Origin of the sequence: Mesorhizobium sp. M4B.F.Ca.ET.203.01.1.1 (assembly GCF_004791025.1) — a bacterium.
Taxonomy (GTDB): Bacteria; Pseudomonadota; Alphaproteobacteria; order Rhizobiales; family Rhizobiaceae; genus Mesorhizobium; species Mesorhizobium abyssinicae.
Genome location: NZ_SRUO01000025.1, coordinates 59,138 through 73,210, shown reverse-complemented (window position 1 = coordinate 73,210; position 14,073 = coordinate 59,138). Strand labels below are relative to the sequence as shown.

The window sequence follows — 14,073 nt, the reverse complement described above, 5'->3', positions numbered from 1 at the left end:
CGGATGTGGCCCCGGCCGGCGCCGAGGTCAAGCGCGGCAGTGGCATAAATGAGACATGCATCATATGAAAAACACGAAGTTGCCTTCAAAACGCCGGTCAATCGTCCTTCGTTGCCGCTAATGCCCATGCGCCGGAACCAATCCGGATGATGCAAGTTTGGGCAGGGATGGGACCCCATAAGGAGAATTTGAGATGAAACGCCAACCACGGATTCTGGCAGGCACGGCGATCGGCCTGTTGATGGCATCCGCGCCGTTGGGCGCGTACCCGCTGCAGGGTGGTGCCGTTTTCGGCCCCGCGCAGCATGCCGCAGCGCCATTGATTCTGGCGCAAGCGAGCTGCGCCGAGGGCGAATCGGCCGAGGCCTGCGCGCAGAACCAGCAGGCTGAACCGGAACAGCCCAAGAAAAAGAAGCGCGAGCAGCAGCAGCAAACCGAATCCGCGCCGGCCGAGCAGGCCGCTCCCGAGCAGGAACAGAAGCCGCGCAAGCGCAAGGCCGAACAGCAACAGCAGCAAACGGAACAGGCGCCGGCCGAACAGGCAGCACCTGCCGTCGAAGAGCAGCAGCCGCGCAGGAAGAAGCGCAACCAGCAACAGCAGATCGAAGCGGCACCGGCCGAGCAGCCAGCTGAGCAGGCAGCTCCGGCAAACGACGAGCAGCCGGTCATGCCGCGCAAGAAGAAGCGCGAACTGCAACAGCAGATCGAGGCCGCGCCTGCCGAACAGCCCGCCGAGCAGGCAGCTCCGGCAAATGACGAGCAGCCGATCAAGCCGCGCAGGAAAAAGCGCGACCAGCAGCAGATCGAGGCAGCACCCGCCGAGCAGCCGGCCGAACAGGTCGCCCCGGCAAACGACAACAACCGCCAGGACAACCTGCGCAAGAAGAAGCGCAAGCAGGATCAGCAGATAGAGGCTGCGCCCGCCGAGCAGGCGCCGGCCAAACAGGCGGCACCCGCCGGCGAACCTGTCCCGCAGGCCGAACCGCTTCCTCAGCCCACAGAGCAGCAGGCGGCTCCCGCCCAGGGCGATCAGCCTCTGGACAAGAAAAAGCGCGGCAAGAAGACCATTGGCGAACAGCCGGTGACGGGCGAGCAGCCGGCCACTGGAGAACAGCAGCCATCGACGGCCGAACAACCAGCCAATGGCGGGCAGACCGTGACTGGCGAACAGCCGGCACAGGGCGAAAATCCGGCGGCCGAGGGCGAAGCCCAGGCTGACAAGAACGCGGCCCCCATCCTCGACAGCCAGAAGGATGTCCTGCGCAAACGCAAGGGCAAGAACCAAAACGGCCAACAGGGAGGCGAGAATGCGAATGGTGAGCTGAGCAACCAGCCCGCCCAGCAGAATGGCGAGCAGGCGCAGGCACCGAAGCCGGCTCCGGTCGACCAGGGACCCCCGCCCACCGACGACAAGTCGGCCCAGCAAGAGATCAAGCCCGAGAAGATCGTTCCGGTGACGGAGGAAAAGGGCAAACGCGTCGAGGTAGCGCCCGATGAGAACGTCCGCGACCGCCAGCGCCCGCAAGGCGTCAACGTCCTCAGGGAACTCGGCGATCGTGTCATCCTGCAGTTCAACAACCAGACGATCGTCGAAAGCAACGACGCCCCACGCATGCACCGCGGCGCTAGGAATGTCTACTACGAGGACCTCTCGGGCGGTCGCAGGCGCGAAATCGTCGAACGCGACAACGGCATTCAGATCGTCACCATCCGCAATCGTTACGGCGACGTCATCCAGCGCTCGCGCATCACGCCGGAAGGGCGCGAATATATCCTGAGCTATGTCGACGAACGGAACTATGAGGACGATGGCGACTGGCGCGATCCCGGCGACGACCTGCCGCCGATGCGGCTCAACATCCCGCGCCGGGACTACATCCTGGATTCGGAGGATGTCGAGGATGAAGGCGACTACTACACCTTCCTCGAGCAGCCGCCGGTGGAGAAGGTCCAGCGCCTCTACTCGATCGACGAGGTCAAGCGCTCGGCCCGTGTGCGCGACATCGCCCGCCGCGTCGACCTTGACACGCTGAACTTCGAGTTCGGTTCGGCCTCGATCTCCGATGAGGAGGTGCAGAAGCTCGACGGCGTCGCCAACGCCATGGAGAAGCTGCTGAAGAAGAACCCGGCCGAGACCTTCCTGATCGAAGGCCACACCGACGCCGTCGGCACGCCGGAAGCGAACCTCGCTCTGTCGGATCGGCGCGCCGAAGCGGTCGCCGAGGCGCTTACCAACGCCTTCGGCATCCCGCCCGAGAACCTGACCACGCAGGGCTATGGCGAGGAGTATCTCAAGGTCGACACCTCAGGGCCGAACCGTGAGAACCGCCGCGTCGCCATCCGCCGCATCACCTCGCTGGTGGCGCCGGTGGCCAGCAGCGAGAATTAACGAGCTGTTCCAGAAGCATAAGACGGCTTCTGGAATCAGGGTGACAACAGGAGCCCATCCCGGTTTGGCCGGGATGGGCAACGCGCCACGGGTTTGACGCTCAAGGAGAATTGAGCCCCGATTCGGCCGGCTTCATTGAATTGTCGGATTGATGTACCCAGATTCTCGACAGGGCGTTCCCTGCCCTGTCCCGACTCCAGCGGGACACATGAGCCCCGCCGGTCCCTTCCGGCGGGGTTTTGTTTTGGCCTTGCAAACAACTGCGGGTTGCCTGAAAAAACGCCACTGAAAGCAGGAGCGGAACAGCGCATGAAACGCCTCGAACTCGCCATCGAATCGATCATTCTCGCCACGCGCTGGCTGCTGGTCGTCTTCTATATCGGGCTCGGCCTTGCGCTCGCCATCTACGCGGTGTCGTTCGGCAAGAAGCTCTACGAGTTCGCTTTCAACGCCCTGACGCTCGGCGACACCGATACGATCCTGAAGATGCTCGGCCTGATTGACGCCGCCCTGGTCGCCTCGCTGGTGGTGATGGTGATCATCTCCGGCTACGAGAATTTCGTCAGCCGCTTCGACGAGAATGACGGCAAGGTGCACTGGCTGGGAACGATCGATGTCGGCTCGCTCAAGGTCAAGGTGGCCTCGACCATCGTCGCCATCTCGTCGATCCACCTGCTGCAGGTCTTCCTGAATTCCGTCTCCTACACGACAGACCAGCTGATGTGGCTGACCATCATCCACCTCGCCTTCGTCCTCTCGGCGCTGATGCTGGCCTATATCGACCGGCTGATGGGTTTGGCCAAAGGCAAGAAGGTTGAGGACTGAGGCCTCGCCCGCTGCCCCTCAGTAGATGGTTTTGATCTTGCTTTCCGTGCGGGCAAACACCTCGTCCGGCACGAAGAAGTCGCCGGCGAGAGGCCCTGTCGCGCCGGGCGCGTAGACGGAAAAATCGCTGACGCCCTCGGCGCGCAGCACCTCCTCGTCGATGTAGAAATTGCCGGTCGCCTCGCGCGACGGGCGCAGGAAGATCGCATGCGCGGCGTCGGCCATGATGTCGGGCGAACGGCTCATCGCCGCCACTGCCGCGCCGCCGAGCAGGTTGCGTACCGCGGCTGTGTCGATGGTCGAGATCGGCCACAGCGAGTTGACGGCGATGCCGTCCCTGGCGAACTCCGCGCTCATGCCCAGCGTGCACATCGACATGCCGAACTTGGCCATTGTGTAGGCGACATGGTTCTTGAACCATTTGGCCTTCATGTCGAGCGGCGGCGCCAGATTCAGGATGTGAGGGTTCTTTGCCAACTTCAGGTGCGGAATGCACATTTTGGAAACCAGGAAAGTGCCGCGCGTGTTGATCTGGTGCATCAGATCGTAGCGCTTCATGTCGGTCTCCAGCGTGCCGGTGAGCTGGACGGCGCTGGCGTTGTTGACGCAGATGTCGATGCCGCCGAACCGCTCGACGGTTCTCACGACTGCCTCGGCGACCTGCGCCTCCTCGCGTATGTCGCAGAGCACCGGCAGCGCCTTGCCGCCGGCCTGCTCGATCTCCTCGGCAGCGGTGTAGATCGTGCCCGGCAGCTTCGGATGCGGCTCGGCGGTCTTGGCGGCGATCGTCACATTGGCGCCGTCGCGCGCCGCGCGCAGCGCGATCGCCAGCCCGATGCCACGCGACCCGCCGGAGATGAACAGCGTCTTTCCCTTGAGCGACATCTTTCCTCCGCTTCCTTGACTACATCGCAGGCGCGAACCTTTGCGCGGCAGGCGACCAGAGCGCAAGGCCCGACCCGCCGCGAGCGGGTTACGCTGCGTCGGGTCCAGAAACGAGGCCAGGCGTGAGCACCGGAAGCGCAGGACGCCACCATTCGCAGGCCGGCCTCACCGGAATATCAATAGGCCCTCAGACCAGAACCAGTCCCTGCCGCATGGCAATGGCGATCGCATCGGTGCGATTGGCGGCGCCGAGCTTGATCAGGATCGCCGCGACATGGAACTTCGCCGTGTGCACGGAAATGCCGAGGCGCCGGGCGATCACCTTGTTGGGCGCGCCTTCGGCAAGCAGCGCCAGCACTTCCGCCTCGCGCGGCGAAAGCGTTGGCCGGGCAGCGTTCGTGTCTCCCGGCTCCTCTTCGAACGGGTCGCCGTCATGGAAGGAGAGGTCGTCGTGCCGACCGGTCAGCGGCCGGTCAGAGCCCGAAATGCGGTAGCCGGCGGCTGCAAGCCGCGCGGCAGCGGCGATCAGCAATTCGTCGGACGAAGCGGGCAGCACGGCAAGCACGCTGTCGGCGGGCTGTTCATGGCCGGGACGCCGCGACAGCAGCACCCTGGGCAGCGCAGCATCGATCGCCCTGCCCTCCAGGCCATCCTCGTCGATGATGGCGACATCCACGGCCTGTCCTGATCGGTTCCCGGCCATGACCGGCAGCAGATCGCCGGTTGCGGCGAGCGCCTCGGACAGTTGCTCGGCCCGCGCGGCGTTGCCGAGCGCGATCAGCACGGTCAGCCGCCGCTCCGCGGCGGCCTGATCCGCCTTCCTGTGGTTTGCTATCGCCGCGACCGCCATCATGCCCTCAGCTCAGCGGCTTCTCGCCGATGGTCACGGCAACATCGCGCGCCTCGCCGCCGCGCACGACGCCGAGCGTCACCGACGCCCCGGCGCTGTCCGGTCCGAGCTTGCGGATCAGGTCACGCGGACCCTGCACCGCTTCGCCGTTCCATGCCACGATTATGTCGCCGAGATGCAGGCCGGCGGCCTTGGCCGGACCGTTGTCGTCGAGGCTCATCACCATCGCGCCGTGGGTGTCGCTGTTGTGGACCGGATGCAGGCCGGCGCCGAGATAACCGCGTGCGACGTGCCCCTTCTCGCGCAGCGTCGCCACCGCCCGCTCGATCGTCTCGTAAGGCATGACCAGTGCCCGCCGGCGCGGCCCGAACAGGAGCATGCCGATCAGCCCGCCCCTGGCATCGAGCACGGGTCCACCCTCGAAGCGTGAGCCGGCGTTGACGGCGAGATTGATGCGCCGGTCGATCGTCCCGCCGCGCATCGAGCGCCAGGCCGGACCGACCTCGCCGACCGAACCGAACACGGCAAGTGCTGCGCCGTCGCTGTTGCCGATGGCGACGGCGACATTACCAGGCCGCACCGCATCCGCCTTGGCGAGTGAGGCCGTGCCTGCCGCGCCGGCGGGCTTCAGCAGGGCAACGCCGGTCGAGGGATCGCGGCCGACAAGCTCGGCCTTGACCGTCTCGCCCGAAGCCAGCGTCAGTTCGATCTCCTCGCCCGCCTCCACGACTTCCTCGGCGGTGACGAAATAGCCGTCGCGCCAGTGGAAGGCGCTCGCTGTCCGATGATGATGGGTTGCAAGGCTCGCCGTCGCCGGCGCGGCCGCTGCCGCGAGATCGGCGATTGCGTCGGAAAATGCGCTCAAATTGAAGTCGCTCATCATTGTTCTCCTGGGTTTGCGATTACCCAGATATCGCTCGACAGGACGCCGGCCGGTACTCGCCTCATGGCCAGTCGGCCGCGCGACTGGCCATCTGGTCAGGTCGCGGCCGAACGGGCCGCTCCGCACATATAATCATCCTTGCGCCTGATACCACGGAGCCCTTCCCATGGCCCTCGCCGCCGCCAAACTCCAATCCGACGAAGCCTTGCTCGACGCCTATTCGGCGACCGTCGCCGACGCGGTCGACCGCATCGGTCCCGCCGTCTGCCGCATCGAGCGTGTCGGCGGCGCCGGCGGCCATGGCTCCGGTTTCGTCATCACGCCGGATGGCCTGGTCGTCACCAACTTCCATGTCGTCGGCGACGCGCGCGCCGTGCGCGTCTCGATGCCGGACGGCGCGTCGCGCGAAGGCCGCGTGCTCGGCCGCGATCCCGACACCGACATCGCCCTGGTGCGCGCCGACGGCAGCTTCACCGATGTCGCGCCGCTCGGCGATTCCAAGCGGCTGAGGCGCGGCCAGATCGCGATCGCCATCGGCAATCCGCTCGGTTTCGAATGGACCGTCACCGCCGGCGTCGTCTCCGCGCTCGGCCGCTCGATGCGCGCCTCGACCGGACGGCTGATCGACGACGTCATCCAGACCGACGCGGCGCTCAACCCCGGCAATTCCGGCGGGCCGCTGGTGTCGTCGGCGGGCGAGGTGATCGGTGTCAACACCGCCATGATCCATGGCGCGCAAGGCATTGCCTTCGCCGTCGCCTCCAACACCGCCAATTTCGTCATTTCGGAGATCATCCGCTTCGGCCGCGTGCGCCGCGCCTTCATCGGCGTCTCCGCCGACACCACCAATTTGCCGCGCCGCGCCGCCCTTCTGTCGCAGGTCTCGAGCAGCACCGCCGTGCGCCTGCGCAGCGTCGAAAAGAACAGCCCGGCGGCAAGGGCCGGGCTGAAGGAAGGCGACATCATCGCCGCGATAGATGGCCGTCCGGTCACCGGCGTCGACGACCTCGTGCGCATGCTCGACGCCGAGCGCATCGGCCGCGAGACGCTTTGCACCGTGGTGCGGCGGACCGGCGTCAGCCAGGTCGCGGTGACGCCGGTGGCAAGGCCGAACTGAGCGACCTGCTCCCAACGCCCCGGTAATCGTCGGGGCGTCCCCGATGCGCTATCTGATCTCTTGCCCCTGATTGCCCAGACGCATCTTCAGCAAGGCAACCAGACTTGCCTGCGCGCTGTCCTCGGCCTTGATCTCAGCCGTATGCGGCCGTTCGCGCAGCGCCACCCGCATGGCGTGGAAGCCAAGTGCGCGATAGGCCTCCATCTGCTCTTCCGAGAAGAACTGATCGCTGGTCGATTCATGCGGGAAAAGCGGGTAGCGACGCTCGTAATCGAGGACATAGTCGGGCTCATCGCCGGTAACCGACGCCTTGACGTAGACAAGGATGCCTTCGACCGGATCATTCTCGTAGAGGATCTTGCCGACCGCGAAATGCCGCAGATGCAAATCCGATTCCGGCGGGACGATCTTGGTGCGGTTGGCGTCGCGCGCCAGCGCCGCGTCCCTGACCGGTCGCCAGTCGAGCGAGATGCGCACGCCGAGATCGATCCGCGCGAAGCGTTGGACGTCGGTGAAGGCGCCGAAATTCATGCCGGCATCGGCCTCGGCGTCGACCACGATGATCAGCTTGCACCTGCGCTTGAGCAGTTGGTAGAGGCCGATATTGTCGATGTGGCCGCCATCGGTGATGTAGACCCGCGAACTGTCGGACCTCAGCTGCCCCGTCGCCTCCGCGAGCAGATACAGCCGCAGGATATCTTCCCAACTGCGCCGCGGGGGCCGCTTTCCAAGCGCAATCCCGCTCGGGTTGGGAAGCCAGAACCCCAGTCGCAGGTTGAGCAGGGCAAGCGTCGGCCCAAGCAGGCCGAGGCTGGTGCGACCCATGCTGGAGGAGATGGCGGCCCCCGAGATCGCCGCTGCTGCCGCGAGGTCCAACTGCCCCTCTGCCTTGGCCATTGCTGTCGAGGACGCATATCCGGTCGAGGTGCTGCCGACGAAATGTTTTGAAAACAGGAAGAATTCGGCGTTGCGCCCTCTCTTGCTCGGGTCGGCCTCGGGAAGGCTGTGGACTTGCACGGCAGGTGGGGGCGCGATTGGCCGATGGTGGCCCGGCAGAATGATATCCGGCCCGCCCCACCAGGCCCTCAACCTTATGGCTGCGGCAACCTTGGCGCCCACCCAGCGGATCGCGCGGACGAGAACGGACCTCTTCGGAGGACCGGCTGTTTGCCCGGCATCCCTGGCGCGGCGCACATTCAACGTGCCGTTTATCAACAGATAGGGCGCCATCGCGCCGAGGGCATCCAGCGCGATGTCGGCCTGGTCTTCGCTGCCGCCGAGGCGAAATGCCTGCCGAAGCCGGTCGCGGTAAAGGCGGTGCAACCCATTGGCGTTCTCGGTGAAGTTGAAGGCCACCATTGTGACGATGGCGCTGATGGCCAGATAGTTGAGCAGCACGGTGGATTCGTCGTGCTGCCAGACCCCTTTCGCCATTCTGGCGGCCACGGCGAAAATGGCTGAGCATGCAATGAGCAGCAGCACCTTGATGACCACCGATCCGCTATAGTCATGCCTCATCGCGCCAAAGAAGCCACTGAGCCGACCGGGGGCCAGATCGTCGGCGAGATAGCGAACCACAAAGGTTCGCGCCGCCAGAAACAGCGCCATCGATATGACAAGGATCGTGAACAGGACGCGATTGTCGGCCGTCAGCCAGGCTGGACCGTAGGCATAGCCACTGTCGCGGCCAAACAGCCACGACACGTCGAAGCCCCAGATCGTGATCGGCGAAAAGATCTTGATGCCCCAGATCGTGATCAACAGAAAGAAGCCGTAGATCAGCAGGGGCAGGGCAAGACCGAGTGCGAGAAATGCCGCGCGCGCCAGATAGCCGCGCAGCTGGTGTCCGATCCCCGGCGAATTCAGGGCCTTCTGCAGCCAGGAAATCAGAATGCCCCTGAAGGCGGCGGTGGCTGTGACGATGGCCCCGGCCGCCGTGATCAGCGCCTTGAGCGTCTCCATTGTCGTCTGCCGATGACCAGCCTTCGGAGAGGTCACCTCGATCAGCCACAGGATGATCTTCGGCTGAATTTCAATCAGGAGCAGGCCGGCAGTGACCAGCAGCAGGGTGCGACCGCCCTTGGCCCAATTGCTGTCCTGTTCCAGGCGCTCGCCTTTGCGCGCAAAGGCATAGCTGTCGGTATAGGACCGTCGCAAGCCCCAGACGACCAGCCAGACGGCGAGAACCACCATCATCGACCGCGAGAGCACGAACGGGTTGGCCACCAGCGATCGCAGGCTGGCGGCCCATCCCGCCTTGCCCCAATCGTCGCCGAAGAGCCAGTTGGCGACGTCGAGCACGATGCTGTGCCCGAGATGATCGGTGGTCGGGTTGGTCAGGATGACGAATGTCGCCAGCGGCAGGATCAGCGTCAGCAACAGCAGGACATTGACCATCCAGCCGCGCATCAGAATGCCGATCGACAGCGTGATATCCTGGAAGCCGCGCGGCGCCAGGAAACGGCTGTTGTCGCGGATGTGGCCGACCAGCGCGTTGTCGCGCACGTCGTCGCCCGAGGCGAAGGGAAAATCGGGCCGCTTGCGCTTGCCACTCTTCGCCGGCGCGAGTTCCTGGCGCGTCATGTCGGCGATCATCGCCGATCCGATGTAGCCGCCGCCCGATACCGTCGACAGATAGTCGATCCGAGGTATGAGCTTGTACTGGTCGAGTGCCTGAAGCGCGCCGAGGCAGAGCGAAGCCGATCTTATCCCGCCACCCGAAAGCGCCACGCCAAACAGCCAGGCCGGATCACCCTTGGCAACGGAATCGGGCTTGCCGCCAGTATCTTTTGATGCATCGACGCCGAGCGCGCGGCGGCGATCGAGGATGGCGTCATACTCCGCCCGCAGAACCCTCTCGAATTTGTCGGTATACGGGCCAGAATTTGATTCCTCTCCTCGACTGGCCATAGCTATCCCCCGACACCGCTATTGCTGAACAATACAATAGGCAAACAAGGTTTTTCGCAAGGATTATTGCCGTCAGGAAAGTGAAACCGCCGCCTGGATCATCCGTGACTTGAAAATCACGGGCGACTTTAACGACAGCATGCGCTTTGCTTCGCGAGGCACGCGAGCCCGCCAGGCGGCCGCCCGTCGGCATCGCCATGCCGACAATTGCCGCCAACGGTCGCCGCTCAGCCCGCCGCCGCTCCCTGCACGAACTGCGCCTGAAATTCGGGGCTCGGCGGGATCGGCTTGATCACGTCGATCAGCACGCCGTTCGGATCCCTGGTGATGAAATGGCGCTGGCCGAAAGGTTCGTCGCAGAGAGTTCTGAGGATCGGCAGGCCGGCGGCCAGCACCCGCTGATAGATCGCGTCGGGGTCGCGGACCTCGAAATTGATCAGCAGGCCCGACGTGCGGCCCCGCCCTTCCTCCGGGATCGTTTCGTGGTCGCCCTGGACGATGCCGAGATTGACCCGGCGGTCCTCGGCCGACTGCAGATGCACATACCAGTCGCTCTCGAACAGCGGCTTGAAGGCGAAATGCTCGACATAAAATTCTTTCGTACCGGCGACGTCGCCTGTCATCAGCACCGGATAGTAGCTCGTCGTCTTCATCTTTCCTTCTCCCGTCAAACAACATACAGTCTGCATGTAAATGCAATAACATACAGGCTGCATGTATGCAACGAGAATCCTCGCGCCGCTCCAACCGCGACCGCACCGAGGCGACGCGCGCCGATCTGATCGACGCCGCACGAAAACTATTCACCGAAAAGTCCTATGCCGAGACCGGCACGCCGGAGATCGTCGCCGCCGCCGGCGTCACCCGCGGCGCGCTCTATCACCATTTCGCCGACAAGCAGGCGCTGTTTGCCGCCGTGGTCGAGCAGGAGGCTGGCGCGGTGGCCGAAGAGATCGAGCGCGCCTCGCCCGCATCGCTCCCTGCCCGCGACGCGCTGATCGCCGGCTCGGACGCCTATCTCGCGGCGATGCGGGCGCCGGGCCGCACCCGCCTGCTGCTTCTCGACGGGCCCGCCGTGCTCGGCCGCTCCGCCATGGATGAGATCGACAACCGCCATGGCAACCGCTCGCTGCGCGAAGGCCTCGTCGCGGCGATGCGCGAGCAGTCCATGGCAAGACTGCCGATCGAGCCGCTGACCGCATTGCTCGCCGCTGCCTTCGACCGCGCCGCGCTTGCCGTCGAAGCGGGAGCATCGAGCGGCGACTACCGCGCCGTGCTCATGGCGCTGATCGACGGTCTGTCTCCGGCTCCTCCTCGGTCCACACGCCCGGCTCCATCTCGTTGAAGCAGCCGAGCCCTCGTTTGAACCGGTCGATCAGCCAGGCCGCAGCCGGCTTCGGGCTGCTGTCATTGCGATGCATGGCAAAAAGCGGCGAACGCGCCTCCCTGAAGACCTCGAGGTCGAGCTCCACCAGCCTGCCGCTTGCCAGATCGTCGGCGATCAGCCAGCGCGGCAGGCCTCCCCAGCCAAGCCCCTCCCGCATCAGCATATGCTTGGTGCGCATATCGGTCAGCCGCCAGGTGCGGTAGGCGAAGACGCCGAAGTCGCGTCCCTTGGTGCGTTCGGACTGGTCGGTGACGACGAGTTGCGTATGTTCGCGCGCATCCTCGAGCGTCACCGGCTTCGGCAGCAGCGCCAGGGGATGGCTGGGCGCGGCGGCCAGCACGATCGACATGAAGCCGATGCGCACGAGGTGGACGTCGACCTCGCCCAGCATGCCGCCGATACCGAGGTCGGCCTGCCCGCTGAGCACATGATCGGGAATGACACCAAGCGTGCCGATATGCAGGCGCAGCATCACGGTCGGAAACTGCGCCTCGAACGCCTTCAGCACTCGCACCAGCACCGGCGAGGGCAGCGCCGCATCGACAGACAGCGCGACTTCGGCCTCCAGTCCCTGATGATGGCCGTCGACACGCGAGCGCATACGCTGCAGCACGCCGATCATGCGCCGCGCATCTTCGAGCATCGCCCGTCCGACTACGGTCAGTTGCGGTTCGCGCGTCCCCTCGCGCTCGAACAGTTTCAGCCCAAGCTGCGCCTCCAGGTTGGCGATACCATAGCTGATGACGGATTGCGCCCGGTTCAGCTTGCGGCCGGCGGCCGAGAAACTGCCGGTATCGGCAACCGCCACCAGGATCTGCAACTGGTCGAGCGTTGGATTGGGCTGCATCGTTATATCTATTTTGTGGATGGATCGTATAGAAAATATACCAGTTTTTCGAATGAGTCGAGCGACCCATATTCAGCGGGACAGTTCAATCCCACTGGAGAGCCCCGCAATGCCCATTCTTCTTGTCACCTCGAGCCCGCGCGGCGCCGCCTCGCACTCGACCCGCATCGCCACCGAGCTTGCCAACAAGCTGCTTGCCGCCGATCCGTCGAACACGCTTGTCGTGCGCGATCTCGTCGCCAATCCGCTGCCGCATATCGATCCCGACTATTCGACCGGCATCTACACGCCCGCCGAGGCGCGCAGCCAGCGCCAGGCCGAAGTCGTCGGCGTCTCCGACGCGGTGCTCGACGAGCTCTTCGCCGCCGACACCATCATCCTCGCCACCGGCTTCATCAACTTCGGCATCTCCTCGACCCTGAAGTCGTGGGTCGATCACGTCGCCCGTTCGGGCAAGACCTTCTCCTACGGCGAAGGCGGGCCGAAGGGTCTCGTCAACGGCAAGAAGGTCTATATCGTGCTCGCTTCCGGCGGCATCTATTCCGAGGGCGCGGCCGTGCAGATGGATCACGCCATCCCCTATCTGCGTGGCGTGCTCGGCTTCCTCGGCATGACCGATGTCGACGTCATCCGCATCGAAGGCGTCGGCATGGGCCCGGACGCCGTTGATGCCGCGATCGCCAAGGCGACTGCCAAGGTCAACGCGGTGGTGGCCGGAACCGCCGGCAAGCAGGTTGCGGCAGCGGCGTAGACATCCGCTGTTCTTAAATTGAAAGGGCCAGACGCCGACAATCGGCGCCTGGCCCCTCTTCATTTCCGATCGTCGGCGCCGGGACGCCAGCATGTCTTAGCCGAAGATTCGCTCGCCCTGCTCGTCGACCAGTTGGATGCCCTTCTTGATCGAGATGTCGACGGCATCGTCCAGGCCGGCGAAACGGTCGGCGCGGATGAAGCGGTGTTCCTTCGTCACGCCGTCGATTTCCTTCGAGACCACGCCGCAGGTCTGGTACTGGCCATCGGCCTTGTAGGGCGTGGCGCTGATCAGGAAACCCTTGTGCTCGACCTGCTTTGCCGGCGCCGCGCTCTTGGGCTCGCCCGCATCGCCGCCACCGCCGAAAAGCTTTTTCAGAAAAGACATGGTTCAAATCTCCACTTTCACCTCGGCGCAAAATGCCTGCGCCGGTTCTCATTATCGCATTTAGGCGTCACGACGGTGCCGCGCCAGCATGATCCAATGTCCCGCCCCGTTCCAGCCCCTTGATGAAGACGGCGACCAGGAGCTCGATCTGCTCCCAAGTCTCGTCCGCCTGCCGCCCGGCGGAATTCGCGGCATAGCCGCTGGTGACGATGCCATGCACGCTTGACCACAAGGTGCGGGCGGCGATCCGCAGGCGGTTTTCGTCGAGGCCGAAGCGGCCGTCGGCGAGCACCCTGGCGATGATCTGCAGCAGATCGCTGAGCCGCGCCTCATAGGCGTCCGGCTCCGCATGCGCCGGCTGGCGGCGGTTGAAGGCGAGCAAGGCCGGCCAGCTCGCCGGATGCGCCTCCACGAAGCCGGCATAGGCACGCGCCAGCGCCAGCAAGCATTGCCGCGTGTCGGTCACCCCCGCCTTTTTGAGTTCGGCCATCGCTGCGGCGCCGGCTTCGCCCAGCCGATCGAGCAGCCGCATGTTCACGGCGCGATGCAGGTCGTCGATATCCCGGAACAGATTGTATATGGAGCCGACCGCGATGCCGGCCTCGGTGGCGATGGTCCTGGCCTTCAGGTTCTCCGCCCCGCCGGCTTCGATCAGATTCTCCGCGATGGCGATGACGCGCTCGCTCATCTCTTCCTTGTCCAGTGCCAAACCTTGTCTCCGCATCATCTCCGCCGCCTCTCGGGCGCGGCAACGGATGCCGGTTTACCATAATCCATTCTGCATGAACAGCGTTCAAAAAGCATCTTGAACAATGTTCATTTTCTGCTACATTGCCCTTGTG

General features: G+C 64.7%; 14 protein-coding genes. 5 read left to right on the top strand and 9 right to left on the bottom strand.

Annotation, left to right across the window (positions count from 1 at the left end):
* Positions 1-97: 97 nt before the first annotated feature.
* Positions 98-1,525 carry a hypothetical protein gene (locus EN846_RS36210; RefSeq protein ID WP_245493376.1) on the bottom strand — a complete coding sequence of 476 codons (1,428 nt, stop codon included), beginning with the start codon at positions 1,523-1,525 and terminating at the stop codon, positions 98-100.
* Between EN846_RS36210 and EN846_RS36205 the strand changes: the two genes are divergently transcribed.
* Together EN846_RS36205 and EN846_RS32105 are read left to right on the top strand one after the other, a co-directional pair.
* Positions 1,454-2,389: an OmpA family protein gene (locus tag EN846_RS36205; protein ID WP_245493377.1), complete on the top strand. Its 936-nt coding sequence runs from the start codon at positions 1,454-1,456 to the stop codon at positions 2,387-2,389. The two genes, EN846_RS36210 and EN846_RS36205, sit on opposite strands and share 72 nt — an antisense overlap.
* A 309-nt stretch (positions 2,390-2,698) precedes the next feature.
* Complete coding sequence (locus EN846_RS32105) at positions 2,699-3,214, top strand: TIGR00645 family protein (RefSeq protein WP_127283575.1); 516 nt, start codon at positions 2,699-2,701, stop codon at positions 3,212-3,214.
* Positions 3,215-3,232: 18 nt separating this feature from the next.
* Here EN846_RS32105 and EN846_RS32100 read toward each other — a convergent pair whose 3' ends face one another.
* The 3 genes from EN846_RS32100 to EN846_RS32090 form a co-directional block, all read right to left on the bottom strand.
* Positions 3,233-4,099 (bottom strand): NAD(P)-dependent oxidoreductase, encoded by an 867-nt coding sequence (locus EN846_RS32100; protein WP_128274129.1) that lies wholly within the window; start codon positions 4,097-4,099, stop codon positions 3,233-3,235.
* A 187-nt stretch (positions 4,100-4,286) separates the two neighbouring features.
* Positions 4,287-4,949: a helix-turn-helix transcriptional regulator gene (locus EN846_RS32095; protein WP_127283578.1), complete on the bottom strand. Its 663-nt coding sequence runs from the start codon at positions 4,947-4,949 to the stop codon at positions 4,287-4,289.
* A 7-nt stretch (positions 4,950-4,956) separates the two neighbouring features.
* Positions 4,957-5,829, bottom strand: a complete 873-nt coding sequence (locus EN846_RS32090; protein ID WP_127283577.1) for a S1C family serine protease — start codon at positions 5,827-5,829, stop codon at positions 4,957-4,959.
* 169 nt (positions 5,830-5,998) lie between these two features.
* Between EN846_RS32090 and EN846_RS32085 the strand changes: the two genes are divergently transcribed.
* Positions 5,999-6,949, top strand: coding sequence for a trypsin-like peptidase domain-containing protein (locus EN846_RS32085; RefSeq protein WP_127308816.1), 951 nt, complete (start codon positions 5,999-6,001; stop codon positions 6,947-6,949).
* A gap of 48 nt (positions 6,950-6,997) precedes the next feature.
* Here the strand turns inward: EN846_RS32085 and EN846_RS32080 are convergent, their stop codons facing one another.
* Both EN846_RS32080 and EN846_RS32075 read right to left on the bottom strand, forming a co-directional pair.
* Positions 6,998-9,859, bottom strand: a complete 2,862-nt coding sequence (locus EN846_RS32080) for a patatin-like phospholipase family protein (RefSeq protein ID WP_127391795.1) — start codon at positions 9,857-9,859, stop codon at positions 6,998-7,000.
* A 227-nt stretch (positions 9,860-10,086) separates the two neighbouring features.
* Positions 10,087-10,512: a VOC family protein gene (locus tag EN846_RS32075; RefSeq protein WP_127308814.1), complete on the bottom strand. Its 426-nt coding sequence runs from the start codon at positions 10,510-10,512 to the stop codon at positions 10,087-10,089.
* Positions 10,513-10,577: 65 nt separating this feature from the next.
* Between EN846_RS32075 and EN846_RS32070 the strand changes: the two genes are divergently transcribed.
* The gene (locus tag EN846_RS32070; protein WP_127391796.1) at positions 10,578-11,204 is read left to right on the top strand and encodes a TetR/AcrR family transcriptional regulator; all 627 of its coding nucleotides are present in this window, start codon (positions 10,578-10,580) and stop codon (positions 11,202-11,204) included.
* On the opposite strand, the gene EN846_RS32065 is transcribed toward EN846_RS32070, so the two are convergent.
* Positions 11,137-12,093: a LysR family transcriptional regulator gene (locus EN846_RS32065; protein ID WP_127391797.1), complete on the bottom strand. Its 957-nt coding sequence runs from the start codon at positions 12,091-12,093 to the stop codon at positions 11,137-11,139. The genes EN846_RS32070 and EN846_RS32065 overlap by 68 nt on opposite strands.
* 109 nt (positions 12,094-12,202) lie before the next feature.
* Between EN846_RS32065 and EN846_RS32060 the strand changes: the two genes are divergently transcribed.
* A complete protein-coding gene (locus EN846_RS32060) occupies positions 12,203-12,844 on the top strand; it encodes an FMN-dependent NADH-azoreductase (protein WP_127391798.1) in 642 nt (213 codons plus the stop codon).
* Positions 12,845-12,940: 96 nt separating this feature from the next.
* On the opposite strand, the gene EN846_RS32055 is transcribed toward EN846_RS32060, so the two are convergent.
* A complete protein-coding gene (locus tag EN846_RS32055) occupies positions 12,941-13,231 on the bottom strand; it encodes an HlyU family transcriptional regulator (RefSeq protein WP_127284277.1) in 291 nt (96 codons plus the stop codon).
* 67 nt (positions 13,232-13,298) lie between these two features.
* Complete coding sequence (locus EN846_RS32050; protein ID WP_127391799.1) at positions 13,299-13,940, bottom strand: TetR/AcrR family transcriptional regulator; 642 nt, start codon at positions 13,938-13,940, stop codon at positions 13,299-13,301.
* Positions 13,941-14,073 lie beyond the last annotated feature (133 nt).